This is a genomic window from Fulvitalea axinellae (assembly GCF_036492835.1).
GTDB classification, from domain to species: Bacteria; Bacteroidota; Bacteroidia; order Cytophagales; family Cyclobacteriaceae; genus Fulvitalea; species Fulvitalea axinellae.
The window spans coordinates 3,359,007-3,375,893 of record NZ_AP025314.1; the positions used below are offsets into that span (position 1 = coordinate 3,359,007).

Genomic DNA, 16,887 nt, shown 5'->3' on the forward strand with positions numbered 1-16,887 from the left:
TTTACCCATTCGGGCTTTTTTTTTTCACCGCATCCGGTTTTTGGGGAAGAATGATAATTTGGTCGTCAATAATCTCAAAAGAAAGTCCCGTTCCCTCCAAAAGGCTTTTCAGTTGTTTTCCGATCTTCTCAGACTCGGAAAAAGCGAAATTGACCTGCTGGGTTTCGTCAATATCGCCTTTGCTGAACGCAACTTTATAATCGCTTTTCCTTTCGATTTCGGCGAATGCCTGGCGAATTGTCACTTTTTTAACGCATTGGGAAAACGAAACCCCAGAAAAGAGAAACACGAAAAAACCGGCGATAAAAAAACGCCTAAGAAAAACCGGCAAAGCCGTTCCTTGACGCATATGTTTTACCAATTTCCCCATTCCGCTCATCATATCACCAAACCACTACCGTATCCCCTTCGATTAGGTATTCCATCTTAAAAAGTTTTGAAAGAATGTTCATCGAACGGTCCATTCCATATTCTTTGTCCAGCGTAATCCAGGTTTTCTTTTCGGACAATTCCTGCTTCCCATTAAAGCGAACACGTTTGCCGTGCATCCTGCCCAAGCGTTTCAAAACTTCGGAAAGTTCCATATCGCGCGCCACGAGTTTGGAGTCCATCCAAGCCAGATATTCGTCAGTGTTCTCAAGTTTGCTTACGCTCAACTCCTTACCCTTTTTCGAATAAACGGCGTGATCCGATGGCGACATTCCCAATCGTTTTCCGCTACCGGCATACAAAGCCACTTTCCCGGAAACGAGCGTCGCGCTGATGTTCTTGTCGTCTTTATAATTGCTTACGTTGAACTTCGTTCCCAACACTTTGATCCCCACTTCGTCGGCCTTCACCACAAACGGCATGTCCTCCACCTTCTCGATCTCGAAAAACGCTTCGCCTTCCGCCAGCTCCACGTCCCTTTCCCCTTCGGTGAATTTAGAATCGTATTTCAAACGGGTTTGCGAGTTCAAAGTCACTGTGGATCCGTCGGATAAACGGACTTCGAAAAGCTGGCCCTTCGGCACCAACACTTCGCATGGCTGTACAGGCTCGTTTTCGCCCGCCAATTCGTACAACACGCCTCCTTTGACCATTACCGCTCCGGATTCCAGCACGGTGTCTCCCCACAAAACGAACTTCTCGCCAGCGCGAACCAAAGTCACCCAACGCAAATCCTCGAACGGGTCAACCGTTTCGCCTTCGTTATCGGACAATGCGGCCGAACCGGAATTGTTAGGAATGGCCCAATAAGCCAAAGCCAACAACACGGCGAATGACGCCGCATAACCAATCCACTGTCCAATACTGCGACTTTTCGTTCGCCCCGTGCCCAACTTGGCTTCCAAGCGCTTCCAACTCTCCAACCCGTCTTCGGGATTTTCGGCCGTGGCTTTCCATATTTGGCGTATCTCCTTGAAATGGGACTTCAGGCGAACGTCCGATTCCAGCTTTCGCTCAAAATCGCCGGACTCTTCCTTCGTCATCCTTCCTTCGAGGAAGTCGTAGAATTGTTTTATTTCAGCTATCTTATACTCTTCCATTTATCTCACAGACTCCTTTTTTGCACGTCTCCCTCTAAATTAACGGCTAAAAAATTATCGAAAAAGAGATTTCCGCCCAACCCATACCAAAAGTCCCGGCCATTAGCAGATAGGGTACGAAGCTCACCAAGTAATTTTTCAAGCTTTGCCTCATCTTTTTGTAAGCGCGGGCCATGTAGTTTTCCACCGTTTTGGGGGTAAGGCCCGTTACTTCGGAAATCTCCTTGTGGCTCATATCGGAATACCGGCTCAGTACAAAAACCTCTTTGCACCGCGGAGGCAAAGCTTCCACAGCGTCACGGATTTCCTGTTCCAATTCCTTGTTCTCCAGATACCTGGAATCGTCGGATGGCGCCACGGAAATCTCGGCCGTAGTCTCCAAAGCCATTGTCACGGAAGATTTACGGCCGTGTTTGGCACACCAATCCAGGCTCTTGTTCCTTACGGCACGGAGCAAATACGCCCTGACGGAAGATTCCTTTACACTTATCCTTCCTTGTTTCTTCCAGATATTAAGAAACACCTCATGAACTATATCTTCCTCATGGCCTTCGGTATCGAAATTTTTTCTGACATAAGCGATCAACAACGGATAATGCTCAAGGTAAACTGACTTGAACACCTCCAGATTGTCCATTGACAATATCCGATTCATACGTCTCTCTTCTCTTTTCGCAAAACAGCCGGCCTTTTTTCAAAGAAAAACAACCGCAACGGAATACGCCTCAACTTCCTCACACAGAACACACAAAAGCCTAAACGGCAATGGAACACAACATCCCAAATCGGCACAAAAACCCAGTGTACCGAACCATAAAATGATCTTTGTTTAAACAAAAAACAGGCATAGTGTATAATTCCTTTCTGTTCCGTCGGAAAATAAGATTACACAAAAATTTGATAAAAACCCAAAACCTGATTTACAATAGCCCGCAACCCTTACCTATTCTTTTCAATTATACTTTTTACCCCCGCCTTGATACAACAATTATCAATTTGCCGAAAACGGTTAATAAGTCAGGCATTTAGGTTAAATTTACGTTAAAGCCAATGTCGCGTCATTCATCGGCTTGTCAATACGTATTTTAAACTATGAAATTCATCAGAAAAACCTTCTCGTTGTTGCTCGTTTTCTGGGCCTGCCTATTTTTCTCCGGACGCGCTTCCGCACAGGATTCCAACAACAATTACGGCATCGTTCCACGGCCGAAATCAATAACGTCACAGGCAGGGTCCTCCCCTTTCCGAATCAACTCCGAGACGAAAATCATCTTTAACGGAAAAGAGGCGAAGCAAATCGCCAATTACCTTTCCGAAAAACTAGCCCAAGCCACAGGCTACGGAACCAGAGCCGAAAAAGGCAAGCGAGCCAAAAAAAACACGATCCGCTTAGCAGTTGACAACTCCGGAAAAGGCAAAGCGGAAGCCTACCGCCTTGAGTCTTCGGCCAACGGCGTCAGCATAACGGGCAACAGCTCAACAGGGCTTTTTTACGGTGTACAAACGTTGTTGCAGCTTTTGCCTCCGGAAATTTATTCCGACAAAAAACAGCAGGCGCAATGGACCGTTCCGGCCGTCAAAATCGAAGACGAACCATTCTTTGAAAAAATCCGCGGCCTTCACGTCGATATTTCCAGACATTTCCGCAACAAGGAGGAAATGTTCAAGACCATCGACTACGTGGCGTATCACAAGCTCAACACGCTCCACATACACTTGACTGACGACCAAGGCTGGAGAATCGAGATCAAAGCGTTTCCGAAGCTCACCGAAATCGGGGCAATCGGCGACCACAGTACGCCGGGAAAAGGCAAAAAACAATTTTATACGCAAAAGGAAATGCGTGAGATTATCGCTTACGCGAAGGCAAGACATATCGACATCATTCCCGAAATCGATATGCCGGGACACATGCAGGCCACTATCCGCGCCTACCCGGAATTGAAAAGCCCGACGGACAAACGCGAGCCGGCAAAGGTGATACGCATCGACGAAAAAGGCGAGGAATTCTGCAAGAAGGTCCTAGACGAAATCAACGATCTTTTTACGCCGGAATACATCCATATCGGTTTTGACGAGATCAATTTCGGGTCGAAAAAGAAAATCTACGGAAACGAGGAGATTACGGCCTTCGCCGGAAAATTAGCCGAATACGTTAAAACGGACCTGAAAGCGACTCCGATTGTCTGGGACGACGCCTTCGAGAAAGGCTGGCACGACAAGCAGACTTTGGTACACTGGTGGCGCTACGGAAAAGTGCATTGGTGGAAAGATTTGCCACTCACCATTGACCAGAAAGTACAAAAACTGGATCAACCGTATTTGCTTTCGCCCGCCAACAAAACTTATTTCGATATGCGCAACGCCAAAGGCGAAGCCGGCGCCGGCTGGGCTGGAATAGCGTCCATCGACAAGCTTTATGTTTGGGAGCCTTTGCTCGATCTTACGGACGCCGACCCTAGCAAAAACCACTTGGCTCAAGGCGTGATCGCCTGTACGTGGAGCGAGCAGATCAAAACCTGGGACGATTTCCAAGACCGGACTTTCCCACGTTTGGCCGCTTTGTCTGAAAAAGGCTGGGCCCAACCCAAAAACATTGACCTAAACAAACCGAACTGGAAAACTTGGCGTGATGAGGTTTTGATTAAGAAACAATTAAAGCGCTACCAGTTTATGGGAATCAAATATTGGAGCCATAACAGCCCTGAAAAACTACTTAAACTGGCCCCGGAAAAAAAAGCCAAATAACCGGCCCAAGTTATACGGAAAACGGCGCCATCTTTCGGTGGTGCCGTTTCTATTTTCAACCGTTTCATTCCTGAAAATCCACCGGCGATCGACGGCCTTTTTTATCTACAAAAACCCACTCGCCGGATCGCTTCCCACCAGTGTACGGACCTTCGTATTCCAAGCTTCCGTTTTTTCTGTAAAAGCGCCAGACACCTTCTTCCTTTCCGAATTTATAAGCGCCTTTTTGCCTGATCTTTCCGTTCGGCCAAAAAGCCTCCCATATTCCCGCAGGCATTCCGTCTTCATAATTCCCCTCACGCTTCAGTTTTCCGTTTTCATAAAAAAACTTCCAACGGCCGTCATAAAACCCGTCTTTGAACAAGCCTTTTTTCGATACTTTCCCGTTGGCGTAATAATAAACGGATGAGTCGGACTGAAATCCGTTTTTCCACTTTTCCACCGATGTAGGACGGCCTTTGAAATCATAATTCTTGACCACGCCATCCAGCTCTCCCGATTTGTAAGATTCCGTGGCGCTCAGTTTTCCGTCAGGATAATAAAAACTCCATTCGCCTTCTTTTCTTCCTTCACTGTCCAGATGTCCTTTGGCTTTTAGTTTTCCGTCTTCATAATAAACTTTTGATTCTTGCGCGGAAACTTTTGAAGAAGGGAGAATCAGAAAAAACGCAATAAAACATATCGGAATAATCAACCGAAAAATCATACGGTTTCAATTTTCTTAAATAATAGAAAGGATTGCTTTTTGCGATTCATAAAAAGCAAATACGCTTTTAACCAGAATCAACAAGATGAATTTAAAGCTTTATTGGATAATTTTCATCATCATTCTGATTTTCCCCTTTTCCCTATTCGCCCAAAATGCCACGGATATCAAACGTATCGGTTTGATCAATTCACAAAACCGGGGAATATACTCTACTGTCGCAAATCCCGCCGGGTTGGCCGGTACTAGAAACTGGACAACGATGGCAGGTCTTCATAGCCCTTTCGGAATAAATGACCTTAACAGTTATTTCCTTTCCGGCGCCACGGGAATCGGGAAAGCCAGCGCTGGATTAAGCGTCAGGAGTTCGGGCACCGCGCAGTTCCGTAATTCTTCGGCGGGTTTAACACTCGCCCACCAAGTCGGGGAAATCGCTATAGGCGGGCGCGGAGGCGTGAGCCAGCTTTCTGTAGACGGAAAAGGAACTCGGTTTTCGTGGGAATTCGCCTTCGGCGGAATATACAGCATTACGAAAAATATCGAAATCAGCGCTTACGCCTCAAACCCCACCGTCCCCGAATTCGACTTTGAAACGGCTATACCGGCCGAAAGCCGGATGGAATTCGCCTTGGCCTACAAACCAGCCCGCAATTTGACTTTTGGCGCAGCGGTTTTCCGGGAAAACAGTTTCGGAAAATTCGAAACCGGATACACCTTCGAGACCCTTTACAAATGGCAAGGTAAAGCCTACGCTTACTTAGGCAAAAATACGCTTCGCGACACACTGGGAGGTGGTTTTGGTATTTCGGTTATGGGACAGGAATTTCATTACGGCACCACTCACCACACGTCTTTAGGCTTTAGCCACAGTCTTTTTATCGTGATAAACCTGAAAAGAAAAAGCTTGAGAAATGAATAAGAGAATCGTCTTTTCAGCAATTCTGTTTTTTATAATTCTTTCGCCAGGTATTGCCCAAAAACATACGGCGATCGAGCATATCGAAAACTTTATTCTTCCGGAAGAAGAAGCCACAAACGTCGCCTTGGATCTTGAAAACCTGATTTTTCTTTATGAAAACAAAGCGAATATCAATGCGCTGAATTATGACGAATTACAATCGACAGGATTACTTTATCCGGCCCAAATACAGGAACTAATCCGTTATCGGGAAATCTACGGAGACCTTTTTTCGCTAAACGAACTTCAATTCATCAAACGCTTCGATAGCGTGACCGTTGCGCTAATCCGGCCATTCTTTATCGCACAAAACCCAGAACTTAAACGCTCTTTAAAAGAACGGTTGAAATACACCCGCTCAGAAATCCTTATCCGACATGATAGACAAACCACGGGAATCGCTCCCGACAAATACGGAGAAGATAGCAATCCTTATGGTTATCACGCTCTCCGGCTAAAAGTCCAGGCGCCGGGCTTTATGCGTATCGCTCTTACCGCCACGCAAAACTACGGCGAGTCTTTCCGGTGGAAACCTCAGAAAGGCCATTACGGATATGACCATGTCAGTTCATTTATCGAAATCGAAAAAATCGGAATCATTAAAAAAGTTATACTCGGAAACTTCCGGACTCACTTCGGACAGGGCCTGATCATGAGTGGCAGGAGGTTTACCGGAAAAACATACGACGCTCTCGGAAATATATTTTCCGGAGCGCCAAATCTCAGTGCCACAGCGTCTTCCCAAGCTTTCGGATTTCGGGGATTAGCGGGAGAAATAGATTTGGCGAAAAATTGGAATCTAACGGTTTTCGCAGCCTCCACTCCCCGCGATGCCCGGCTGGATTCCCTATCGCAAGGCCATATTATCCGCTCGTTTGACGAATCCGGACTCCACAGAGACGCATCCGAATTGGAACGTAAATGGAATGTCCGGGAGACCAATCTTGGCGGAGCGTTAAAATTCGAGAATTATCGCTTCAGTGCGGGTATCGCTTTTATCGGGACGAATCTTTCCCTTCCATTCGAAGCTTCTCCAAGCAGATTGGATTTGGCCAAGCACCCCGAAGGAAAACGCTTCTATTCCGCAAGCGCATTCACACGTTATAGCTTCCGGGATTTCCATATGAAAGGCGAAGTGGCGATAAATCAAGACAAGAAAATCGCGGGTTCGGTTTCAGCGCTTAAAACCCTTGCACCCGGCTACCGTATCGGGGTAAATTTAAGGCACTACGATGCTGGTTTCGCACCACGGCATGGAAACGCCTTTGGAGAAGCTTCGAACACCGACAATGAATCCGGTTTTTATATCGGGCTAACATCGGAGCCTTTGGCGCATTTGAAGATTAGCCTTTATCATGATTACTTCCGTTTTCCTTGGCTAAAATATAATGTGGATATGCCCAGCGACGGAAACGAGACCGGAATTCAGGCCGTTTATTCGCTTTACAAAAAAACGGAGGTTAGGATCGCTTTCCGTATCGAAAACAAAGAGGCGAACGATACCAGGGAATCCGTTTCCCAAAAATTGGCTTCTGTCAGAACGCAAAAAGCTTCGGTGTGGCTGAGGCGTTATTTCGGTGAAAACATCAGAAGCGACAGTAGAGTGAATTTCAATTTTCACAAACGATACGGAGAGGAAAACAACGGCTTTCTGTTGTCCCAAGATTTTTCGTACGAATTAAAACGTTATGATTTCAAACTCAGATTCGCCACTTTCAATACCGATTTCTATACTAGAGTGACGATGTACGAACCGGGAATTCTGTATGATTTTAATTTCCCGTCTTACATTGGAGAAGGCTATCGGTTTGTAGCTCAAGTCAGGCGGACATTTGGAGAAAAAATCACGTTTTGGTTTCGCTACGCAATTACCAGCGCAACGGATCCGGAAACAAATGAGATAAAAAGGAAAGACAAGCTTAGCACTCAAATTCGGATTAGATTTTAAAGGAAAATCAAGGCTTGCCCACTTCTTTCACTTTTACAACCACCCGCATGGGACTTAGATAAACTTCGACATTGTCATACCCCAAAATCGGAGTCTCGTAAACATAGACGGAATCACCGGACTTTTCGCTTTTGTACTTCTCTTGTGGCGGGCCCATTATCTCCAAAACTTGTTCGGTAGTCATGCCCACCGCCACTCTGGATGCATTTTCCTGATGCTCCTCGGCCGAAGACTCTTCTTGGTGATACACGAAAAAGAGCAACAAGACCAAAGGAAGCCAAAGAAAAAAGATAAATATGGCCGAAAACAGCTTTCTCATAACAACAAAACCCAAGGTTCACATCAACACCTGTTGATATAAACCTCGGGCTTTGAAAATGTTTCGGAATAACGAACCGTCACTATTTGCAATTCGCCAGGGCTGACCGTACTTCTTCTATAGTCACGATACGGTTTCCACCACCCCATGTGTTGTAAATAAACGTTGTGATTTCCGCAATTTGCAAATCCGTCAGGCGTCTGTTCGGAGGCATAGGCTCATCATATTTCACTCCGTTTACCACTATCGGATCCGTCATGCCGTTTTTGATCCCACATATCACCTCGGGTAATTTCGTTCTCAAGAAATCTGACTGTCTCAGTGGCGGAATCAATTTTCCAACTCCCGCTCCATCGTCTTGGTGACAATTTGCGCAATAGTTCTTGTAGCCCTTCTGCCCGTTCACCATGTAGTGACGCAACTTATTGAGTCCGGCCCTGTCTTTTGAGCTTTTTCCGCCACAGGAAACCGCAAATATGGTCACCGCAACGGCCAGGAAAGATAAGATCAGTGTCTTCTTCATTTTCTATAATTTTAGGCGGTTCTCGGAAAGTCTCGACGATAGTAATCCAAATCCCAACGCCGAATTTCACTATTCCGGCTACGCCAAATCTTTCCGGAAAATAAAAAAGGGCGAAAGTGAATTCCCCTCGCCCTTTTCTTATTACGGATTATCTTAGTCTACGTCCTCGCTTTTGAACCAAGAAGTGATCTCGTCTTTCGACGGGTTCTTCACGTCCTTAAGCTTCATCTTTTTGCGCATTCCGCAAATATCATTGAAGAGCTTGTTCAAATCCTGCTCTTTCAGTTGCTCGATAGTCATGTGGCCGAGTTTCTGGATAATCGGCACCAATTCCTCACGAACTCCCAAAGCAACATATTCCTCAACCGTAGCTTGCTTCACGACTTTCTCCGGTCTCATCTGCGGGAAGAAAAGCACTTCCTGAATCGACGAGTTGTCGGTCATGAGCATAGTCAAGCGGTCGATTCCGATACCCATTCCGGATGTCGGAGGCATACCGTACTCAAGCGCGCGCAAGAAGTCGTTGTCGATGAACATCGCCTCGTCGTCGCCACGCTCCGAAAGGCTGAGTTGCTCTTCGAAACGCTCGCGCTGATCGATCGGGTCGTTAAGCTCGGAATAAGCGTTGGCTACTTCCTTACCGTTAACCATCAACTCGAAACGCTCGGTCAAGCCCGGCTTGTCGCGGTGTTTCTTAGTCAACGGCGACATCTCTACCGGATAGTCGGTGATGAAAGTAGGCTGGATGTAAAGGTGCTCGCACTTCTCGCCGAAGATCTCGTCGATAAGCTTGCCCTTACCCATAGTGTCGTCAACCGGAACGCCCAACTTGTCGCAAGTGGCGCGCAGTTGCTCCTCGTCCATGTCGGAGATGTCCACACCTGTGTGCTCCTTGATGGCCTCGTACATCGAGATTCTCTTGTAAGGAGGCTTGAAGTCGATGATGTTCTCACCAACTTTCACGTCAGTGTTTCCGTGAACGTCCAAGGCAACTTTCTCGATCATCTTCTCGGTGAAGTCCATCATCCAGTTGTAGTCCTTGTAAGCCACGTAGATCTCCATTACGGTAAACTCGGGATTGTGCGTACGGTCCATTCCCTCGTTACGGAAGTCCTTGGCGAACTCGTAAACGCCTTCGAAACCACCCACGATCAAACGCTTCAGATAAAGCTCGTTGGCGATACGCAAGTACAAAGGAATATCCAACGCATTGTGGTGCGTGATAAACGGACGCGCCGCCGCACCGCCAGGGATCGCCTGAAGGATCGGCGTCTCAACCTCAAGGTAGTCCTTGGCGTTGAAGAATTCCCTCATCGAGTTAACGATCTTGGTACGCTTGACGAAAGTGTCCTTAACGCGGTCATTAACGATCAAATCGACGTAACGCTGACGGTAACGCAATTCCGGATCGGAAAAAGCGTCGTGCTGTTTGACGTTGCCTTGCTCATCCTTGGTTTCCTTAACGATAGGAAGCGGACGCAAAGATTTGGTCAAAAGCTTGAATTCCTTCACGTGGATCGAGATCTCGCCCACCTGGGTACGGAACACAAAACCTTTTACGCCTACAATGTCACCGATGTCAAGCATCTTCTTGAATACGGTATTGTAAAGGGTTTTGTCTTCGCCTTCGCAGATCTCGTCACGGTTGAAGTAAACCTGAATCCGGCCCGAATCGTCCTTAAGCTCGGCGAAAGAAGCCTTGCCCATAATACGGCGACTCATCAGCCTACCGGCCAACGTTACCTCTTTCCATTCCTCGCCTTCGTCTTCGAAACGGGTTTTGATATCCGCAGCCTTGTGCGTGATTTCGTATTCTTCCGCGGGATACGGATCGATACCCATTTTCATGAGCTCTTCGCGCTCTTCCCGACGTCTGATTTCTTGCTCGCTCAATTGCATTTTTCTGACTCGTGTTATTCAGTCGCAAAAGTAAGAATATTCAAGCTCTTATGCCAATTGGGAGGGCCGTCCGGCATCGCTTAAAGCCAAAAACCCGAAATGAGCCACACGCACAATCCGTATGCCCGGCATTTCGCCACTAATTCCCGATAAAATCCTGATAAAGGCGGAAGTTCTCATCATCGAAACAAACGAAAACGACTTCTTTGACGATTGTATCCGACGCCAAAAACTCATTTACCGCCGACACAGCCACGGCGCAGGCTTTGTCTTTCGGATAACCGTATATTCCGGTGCTGATATTGGGAAAAGCGACCGTTTCCAGACCGTTTTCCGAGGCCAAAGACAAACTGTTCAGGTAGCAATCCCGCAACAGGCTTTCCTCTCCGGAAGCTCCCCCGCGCCACACCGGCCCGACGGTGTGGATTACGTATTTGGCCGGCAACTTTCCGGCTACCGTAATCACTGCTTTTCCCGTAGGGCAACCGCCTTGGGCGTTGCGCACTCTACGGCAATCTTCCAACAATTCAGGCCCGGCCTGTCTATGGATTGCGCCATCCACTCCGCCACCGCCCAGTAGCGACGAATTGGCGGCGTTTACGATAGCGTCACATTTCACTTTGGTAATATCGCCCTTCAGCAAGCTGATTTTGTCGGCCAAAAGTTTCTTCATGTCATTGCTTCAATATTGTCCTAAAAAAACGCTTTCCCGACAACTCTATTTTGAGCCTGTAAACTCCGGGGGAAGCGTTGATACTCACTTCAAAATAATCGGCGCCTTCTTCTTTTTGTCCCGAAAATTCAAAAACCCGACTACCTTCCGCATTCCACAACACCATTCCCAAGTCGCCTGAGGATTCCCTAGGCAACCACAGCCTAAGCCTGTCGCCCACAGGGTTTTCGATTCTGATCTCACTTTCAAGATTTTGAAAAAGATCCATAAAAGAAGGTACAATCCCGATGGATTCCAAACCATTCCCTATCAACTCACCACCATCAACCATCAGTTCGCCTCCGTGCTCGCCCACGCTCTCAAAAGTTAGCCAAAGCAAGGTATCTCCCGCCTGCCTTGTGATTTCATAGCCGGATTGCCACAATACCTTCAGCCTTCCCGAAGCCGTTTCCGAACGATTCAGATAAACGCCCTCCGAAGCTTCAATTTTCAACGGTTTTATATTGTCCGAATCCCAATTCAGTCCGAAAGTCAGCGCTTCAAATTCCGTGACTCCGAACAGAGCCAAAGCGACTCTATACTGACCGTTTTTCGTATTCTTTTCGGAAAATTCCAATTCAACTGTCGGCATCGCCTCTTTTCTGTCTTCTCTCCGAAACAGCTCACCCGATTTCACCAATTCAAAACGAATGACCGAATCTTTCTCAACCGTTCCGTTAAAGTTCTCCGAATACGAATCCCCTTCCTTATAAAGCACCCGAGCAGGCATGCTGAACGACTCCGCAAGTCCCAAAATCACATTCCGGATCTCCGCAACATCCTTTGTGCTCAAAAAGCCGTCATCGTTTACATCGCCCGCCCACTTTTCCCGTGAGCCAAGCGCATTGATTCCCAAAATGTGCCTTCGAAGCAAAACCAAGTCGCCAACACCCGCTTCAGAGCCGTCTACTAAACCCGTTTTCGCTTCCAGCTTCAGATCCGAGCCTTTTTCCAAGCGGATTCGGAGTGAATCATTCTTTATTTCCCTTTCAATACTTTCCCCCGTTGATGACCATTCCCAATTTATACCGCCATTTCCCTTACCTTCAACTATGGCGGAAACATTCGCCCCTTCCAAGATTTCCACTTCTTTACCGAAGCCTTTTATCAAGAAAGTCTCGCTTCTTCCTCCTAATTCATATTTTCCTTCCAAATGAAGTTTTGTCCGGCTATCGGTTCCTTCAATTAGTTTTTTTGCCCGAAACATTCCTGTCACCAAAACATCATTCTCGTTTATTGAGATCTCTGTCTTTGAGCTCACCGTAACTTTCCCATCTATAATTTCAGTCAGAAAATCACTCGCTCTTTCGCCTCGCAAGCCCACGAATTCCCAGTTATCGGTATCGTAAGAGAATGAAAAACTAAACGCGTCCAACATTTTGGATTGAGTCGCCACTACGGGCCACTTCATTGTGTCCAAACTCAAAATCCTTCGCTTTTCAATACTCGGAGCAAGCAACGGCAACTCAACTCGTTTCAACAATAACTCAAAACGCAAAGTGTCATAACTTGGATCAGAAGCCGACTTTTCAAATAAATAAGGCGCTCTTTCCTTAAGGCTTACCAAGGTATCGAGCTTATTGTCTTTCAGAAAAACCTCCGCGAATTCGGAATGGAAAGGCAACGATTCCAGCTCAAACCGGAACTCGCCGTCCTGTACGGAATTGAAAACAAGATTTAACGTAGTGTCACGATCAAAAGTCCAAGTACGCAGAGCGTAAGCGCCCACCAAATCGCCTTTGTCCCAAAATCCGATATTGGCAAAACCCGAATCGAAAAGCTTAAACGCTTCCAATGGATTTTCTCCGACCTCTCGATCAAAAACCCCAAGGGCGTAGTCCTTAAATTCATTTTCGTCGGAAACGGACAAACGCATCAATTTTTCGGCAGTGGCCTGACGGTACAAGGGAATATCCGCCCGCTGAACTTTGGCGCTTTCCTCAAACAGGAAATCTTCAGTTCCTTTTTTCAATTTGAAGATGAAAAACGCATCGCCCGGCCCGATAATATTTTGGTCCGGATCTCCGCTTACGGAAACGCCTCCCGCCACCAATTCCCGGTACGATTTGTTGGCGCCGTCCCAAAGGTAAGCCGTGCTTTGAACCGCTCCGGCATCTTGCAAAGCGTATAATTTCTCCCAACTAACCGGGCTCGGGTAAGGATTGGAAAGCAAATTCCAGCCGTAATTCAACGTATTGGCCGTAACTCCATCCGGATAATTTCCATATGAACGTTTGATACTCACGCTGTGCGATCCGAATACAAACCGTCCTATTTCCTCTATGACAATCGCCTTGCCTTTAAAACCTTTCTTATTAGCGTTTTGACGGTCATTCCAAATATAAATCCGATAACCCAAACCCGCCATCACCGTTGTTGTGCGACTGGTGATATTTGTCCACCATTCGCTGGCCAAGGCTCCTTCGTCGCCAAACCGGCTTCCGTATTTGAATTGGTTAAAAGACGTTATGCTTCCCCGGCTGTGAAAACTCATATGGAAGCTTTTATTCCAATCACCGGCTTTCCAGCCCGAAGTCACAGGGCCGAGCATATACCAAGCCTGAAGTTTGTCTTTCAGATACCGCCTGACCGTCGCCTCGCCCGAATAGAAAGAGAAATTATCAGGATTATCAATAGTCGCCACATAAGCGTTGCCCACAGGCCCGCCATCCAGCACGAACTCGCCTTTGATATTCAGCCGTCCGCCACGGTTTTCCTCCGTTTTAACCTCAAAACAATGCGTTACTATCAGCGAATCACGAATAGTGAGAATCTTGTCTTTGGGTTTATTCAGCCGGATATTCCTCAGACGGGTTGTACCGTAAATATCCTGCCCCACATTCTCGCCTGAAAACTCGACAACAGACTCATGTCCCGAGGCGTTACGAACCAAAACACCCAAGTTATACCAGTCACCATTCACCGACCATGACGAATCTCCCATAGCGAGCTCCACCAAAGACGCACTGCGCAAAGTCAACCGCCCTTTGACGGACATCGCCTGAGTCAAACGCACTTTACCCGAACTTTTTGAAACCCTCAGGGAATCCACAAGCACTCTTAAATTCCCTCCAACCGTCTGATCTTTTTCGCCTTCCAACAAAACTAATCCTTCGTCATTTTGGGGAAACGAAGACCTATTATCCATCCAATCGCCAGACAATCGGAGCGCCCTGCCATTCGGAACGGAAAAGAAAACAGAATCCTGAAGCTCTAACGTTCCTGATAAAGTCACATCTTCCCCCGTGGGGAATGCCCTTTTTCCAGAACCGGCCAGTGTCAGCCCAGAATACGCTCCGGGCAAAATATTCAAATCTTCATCGCTATTGTATTCGATCTCTCCGCCTATGTGTTCGGAAAGCTCCAATTTGCTTGAGGAAAGTTTACGTATAATCAGCTTCTCCCCCGCTTCAGTATTTCCATCATATGCCAAAACCGAAGTTCCGGAGCCTTTTCCGTACAATCTCCCAGCGTCAACATTTCCCCAGAGCCAAACCGTTCCGGTTTTATACAAATTCAGCGTTCCTGTAGCCATCCAGCCTCCAAGCGAATCGCCTCTCAGATGTACGGTTGTCGACTGCCTCTCCACAAAATCGGGTTGGTTCGCTCGCCACAAAAAGTCTCTTACTTTGAAATATTTCGGTAAATCAACTTTCGTGATTTTTCCGTTCTCATCGCCTTTGACTTCGATTTTCGGATATTCAACCGATTGTGTCCTATGCATATAAAAATACGACCCGCCTGAAAAAATCAGTTTAGATGTGGTAGCGAACGAATAAGAACCAAAGGCGTAAGCCCTGCTGGAAGGAGCTTTTTCCCGTGACCACACCGCCAACTCAAACTTGGAATCAGCCTCCATCCTTAAGCTTACATTGTTCGGCATACTTTGGATTTCCAACCAAACGCCCTTTTTAGCCGCTAAAACAGCGCTTTCCTTCAAACGAAAGACCCCGACGGCGGATGTCGCGTTATTGCCTGGAACCTCCCGACCAAATACAATCGCCTTACAAACAGCGTTTTCGGAAATATTCAAAGTATCAAAAAAACCTGCGATATAAACGCTGGTATTTACGTCGGGCAATTGAGCCGCTTGGCTACCGTCCCAGTTTTTCCAGCCCGACAGATCATCCCAATTTCCTTTTCCTCCTTTCCAAACCAAGGTATTCGCCTCGTCTAAAATACCTTCAGGCAACGTTTGACCTTGGCTTTGCGATAAGAAAGAAAACGTCAAGAAAAGTAAGAGTATTAATGTTCTCATGCGGTTTTATGGCTTCGCCCGTCCGGAATAACCCTTTTCCACAATCGCAAACTCACCTCTCAACGAACAGACATTCTATTTTCAAAATATAAAAAAGAAAGCGTCACTGTTTTTACCCGATATATTTCAGGTCAATATCAGGCTCAAGGGTTTTCAGAAACTCAAAAAACAGCTTCACCAGATTCTCAACATCGGACAACGCTACCATTTCCACCGTAGTGTGCATATACTTCAGGGGCAACGAAACGAGCGCCGAAGCCACGCCTTCTCCCGAATACGCAAAGGCATCGGTGTCAGTGCCCGTAAACCTGGACGAAGCGGCCCGTTGGAACGGAATTTCATGCTTGGTGGCCGTTTCCCGCAAAATTGTCAACAACTTATTGTGAACCGCTGGCGCCACTGTCAGAACAGGTCCTTTTCCCGCCGAGATATCGCCTTGCTTTATCTTGTTGTACAAAGGCGATTGAGTGTCGTGGCAAACATCGGTGACTATTGCTAAGTTAGGCTTCAGCCTGTGGGCTATCATCGAGGCACCTCTCAAACCGACTTCTTCCTGCACCGCATTGGTGACGTAAAGCCCGAAAGGCAAGTGTACCTTCTCTTCCCGCAAATGACGCAACACTTCGGCGATCATAAATCCACCGATTCTATTATCCAAGGCCCTTCCCACCAAAAATTTTTCATTCAACTCAGCCAAATCTTGATCAAAAGTAACCACAGCTCCCACATGAATCCCCAGCGCCTCCACTTCCTCCCTGGAAGTACAGCCACAGTCCAAGGTTAAGTTTTCCTGTGTAGGTTTAGGCTCTTTCCCTTTTTCCCTAACATGCAAAGCAGGCCAACCAAATACCGCCGGCAAAACCTCGCCTGTCTCCGTATGTACCTTGGCCCTCATCGACGGAGCAATCTGGAAATCGCTTCCGCCGTTTCGGATTACGTACAAATAGCCTTTTTCGGAAATATAATTCACGTACCAAGCGATTTCGTCGGCGTGGGCTTCTATCACCACTTTGAATTCGGCCTCCGGATTCACTACCGCCACGGCCGTTCCGTAAGTGTCCGTAAAGTATTCGTCGGCATATTCCGACACGTAATCGATCCAAAGCCGCTGACCGCCGGTTTCGAAACCTGTGGGGGCGTTATTGTTCAAATATTCGTAGAGGAAAGTCTTACTTTTCTTATCCATAAATAATTCGTTTGGGATTTCACCAAACCGAAGCAAAGTCCGTTCCCTATGCGCCAACCGACAGAAAACCGCTTGGCTAACAGACTAAAAATGTACGTTAT

General features: G+C 47.0%; 13 protein-coding genes. 3 read left to right on the top strand and 10 right to left on the bottom strand.

The features are described from left to right. Position 1: 1 nt before the first annotated feature. From AABK39_RS12575 to AABK39_RS12585, 3 genes are read right to left on the bottom strand one after another with little or no spacing between them, the layout of a single operon-like run. Positions 2 to 349, bottom strand: a complete 348-nt coding sequence (locus AABK39_RS12575) for a hypothetical protein (RefSeq protein WP_338391703.1) — start codon at positions 347 to 349, stop codon at positions 2 to 4. Between the two features lie 34 nt (positions 350 to 383). After that, a complete protein-coding gene (locus AABK39_RS12580; RefSeq protein WP_338391704.1) occupies positions 384 to 1,529 on the bottom strand; it encodes a FecR family protein in 1,146 nt (381 codons plus the stop codon). Positions 1,530 to 1,575: 46 nt separating this feature from the next. Next, a complete protein-coding gene (locus AABK39_RS12585; protein ID WP_338391705.1) occupies positions 1,576 to 2,184 on the bottom strand; it encodes an RNA polymerase sigma-70 factor in 609 nt (202 codons plus the stop codon). 437 nt (positions 2,185 to 2,621) lie between these two features. Between AABK39_RS12585 and AABK39_RS12590 the strand changes: the two genes are divergently transcribed. Further along, complete coding sequence (locus tag AABK39_RS12590; RefSeq protein WP_338391706.1) at positions 2,622 to 4,277, top strand: beta-N-acetylhexosaminidase; 1,656 nt, start codon at positions 2,622 to 2,624, stop codon at positions 4,275 to 4,277. A gap of 64 nt (positions 4,278 to 4,341) precedes the next feature. On the opposite strand, the gene AABK39_RS12595 is transcribed toward AABK39_RS12590, so the two are convergent. Continuing rightward, positions 4,342 to 4,983 (bottom strand): toxin-antitoxin system YwqK family antitoxin, encoded by a 642-nt coding sequence (locus AABK39_RS12595; protein ID WP_338391707.1) that lies wholly within the window; start codon positions 4,981 to 4,983, stop codon positions 4,342 to 4,344. An 85-nt stretch (positions 4,984 to 5,068) separates the two neighbouring features. On the opposite strand from AABK39_RS12595, the gene AABK39_RS12600 reads away from it, so the two are divergent. Further along, complete coding sequence (locus tag AABK39_RS12600) at positions 5,069 to 5,902, top strand: hypothetical protein (RefSeq protein ID WP_338391708.1); 834 nt, start codon at positions 5,069 to 5,071, stop codon at positions 5,900 to 5,902. Further along, positions 5,895 to 7,889: a hypothetical protein gene (locus tag AABK39_RS12605; RefSeq protein ID WP_338391709.1), complete on the top strand. Its 1,995-nt coding sequence runs from the start codon at positions 5,895 to 5,897 to the stop codon at positions 7,887 to 7,889. The genes AABK39_RS12600 and AABK39_RS12605 overlap by 8 nt, the downstream gene beginning before the upstream one ends. 7 nt (positions 7,890 to 7,896) lie before the next feature. Here AABK39_RS12605 and AABK39_RS12610 read toward each other — a convergent pair whose 3' ends face one another. The 6 genes from AABK39_RS12610 to AABK39_RS12635 form a co-directional block, all read right to left on the bottom strand. After that, positions 7,897 to 8,208, bottom strand: a complete 312-nt coding sequence (locus AABK39_RS12610; protein WP_338391710.1) for a hypothetical protein — start codon at positions 8,206 to 8,208, stop codon at positions 7,897 to 7,899. 82 nt (positions 8,209 to 8,290) lie between these two features. Then, complete coding sequence (locus AABK39_RS12615) at positions 8,291 to 8,731, bottom strand: cytochrome c (protein ID WP_338391711.1); 441 nt, start codon at positions 8,729 to 8,731, stop codon at positions 8,291 to 8,293. Positions 8,732 to 8,884: 153 nt separating this feature from the next. After that, entirely contained in the window at positions 8,885 to 10,630 is a 1,746-nt protein-coding gene (gene lysS / locus AABK39_RS12620) for a lysine--tRNA ligase (protein ID WP_338391712.1), read from the bottom strand. Positions 10,631 to 10,769: 139 nt separating this feature from the next. Next, entirely contained in the window at positions 10,770 to 11,303 is a 534-nt protein-coding gene (locus AABK39_RS12625; RefSeq protein ID WP_338391713.1) for an O-acetyl-ADP-ribose deacetylase, read from the bottom strand. Between the two features lies 1 nt (position 11,304). Beyond that, complete coding sequence (locus AABK39_RS12630; protein WP_338391714.1) at positions 11,305 to 15,600, bottom strand: dockerin type I repeat-containing protein; 4,296 nt, start codon at positions 15,598 to 15,600, stop codon at positions 11,305 to 11,307. A 112-nt stretch (positions 15,601 to 15,712) separates the two neighbouring features. Further along, positions 15,713 to 16,786, bottom strand: coding sequence for a M20/M25/M40 family metallo-hydrolase (locus AABK39_RS12635; protein ID WP_338391715.1), 1,074 nt, complete (start codon positions 16,784 to 16,786; stop codon positions 15,713 to 15,715). Positions 16,787 to 16,887 lie beyond the last annotated feature (101 nt).

Coding starts and splice junctions, on each gene's coding strand:
- AABK39_RS12575 (WP_338391703.1), bottom strand. CDS start 349: ATGCGTCAAGGAACGGCTTTGCCGGTTTTTCTTAGGCGTTTTTTTATC.
- AABK39_RS12580 (WP_338391704.1), bottom strand. CDS start 1,529: ATGGAAGAGTATAAGATAGCTGAAATAAAACAATTCTACGACTTCCTC.
- AABK39_RS12585 (WP_338391705.1), bottom strand. CDS start 2,184: ATGAATCGGATATTGTCAATGGACAATCTGGAGGTGTTCAAGTCAGTT.
- AABK39_RS12590 (WP_338391706.1), top strand. CDS start 2,622: ATGAAATTCATCAGAAAAACCTTCTCGTTGTTGCTCGTTTTCTGGGCC.
- AABK39_RS12595 (WP_338391707.1), bottom strand. CDS start 4,983: ATGATTTTTCGGTTGATTATTCCGATATGTTTTATTGCGTTTTTTCTG.
- AABK39_RS12600 (WP_338391708.1), top strand. CDS start 5,069: ATGAATTTAAAGCTTTATTGGATAATTTTCATCATCATTCTGATTTTC.
- AABK39_RS12605 (WP_338391709.1), top strand. CDS start 5,895: ATGAATAAGAGAATCGTCTTTTCAGCAATTCTGTTTTTTATAATTCTT.
- AABK39_RS12610 (WP_338391710.1), bottom strand. CDS start 8,208: ATGAGAAAGCTGTTTTCGGCCATATTTATCTTTTTTCTTTGGCTTCCT.
- AABK39_RS12615 (WP_338391711.1), bottom strand. CDS start 8,731: ATGAAGAAGACACTGATCTTATCTTTCCTGGCCGTTGCGGTGACCATA.
- lysS (WP_338391712.1), bottom strand. CDS start 10,630: ATGCAATTGAGCGAGCAAGAAATCAGACGTCGGGAAGAGCGCGAAGAG.
- AABK39_RS12625 (WP_338391713.1), bottom strand. CDS start 11,303: ATGAAGAAACTTTTGGCCGACAAAATCAGCTTGCTGAAGGGCGATATT.
- AABK39_RS12630 (WP_338391714.1), bottom strand. CDS start 15,600: ATGAGAACATTAATACTCTTACTTTTCTTGACGTTTTCTTTCTTATCG.
- AABK39_RS12635 (WP_338391715.1), bottom strand. CDS start 16,786: ATGGATAAGAAAAGTAAGACTTTCCTCTACGAATATTTGAACAATAAC.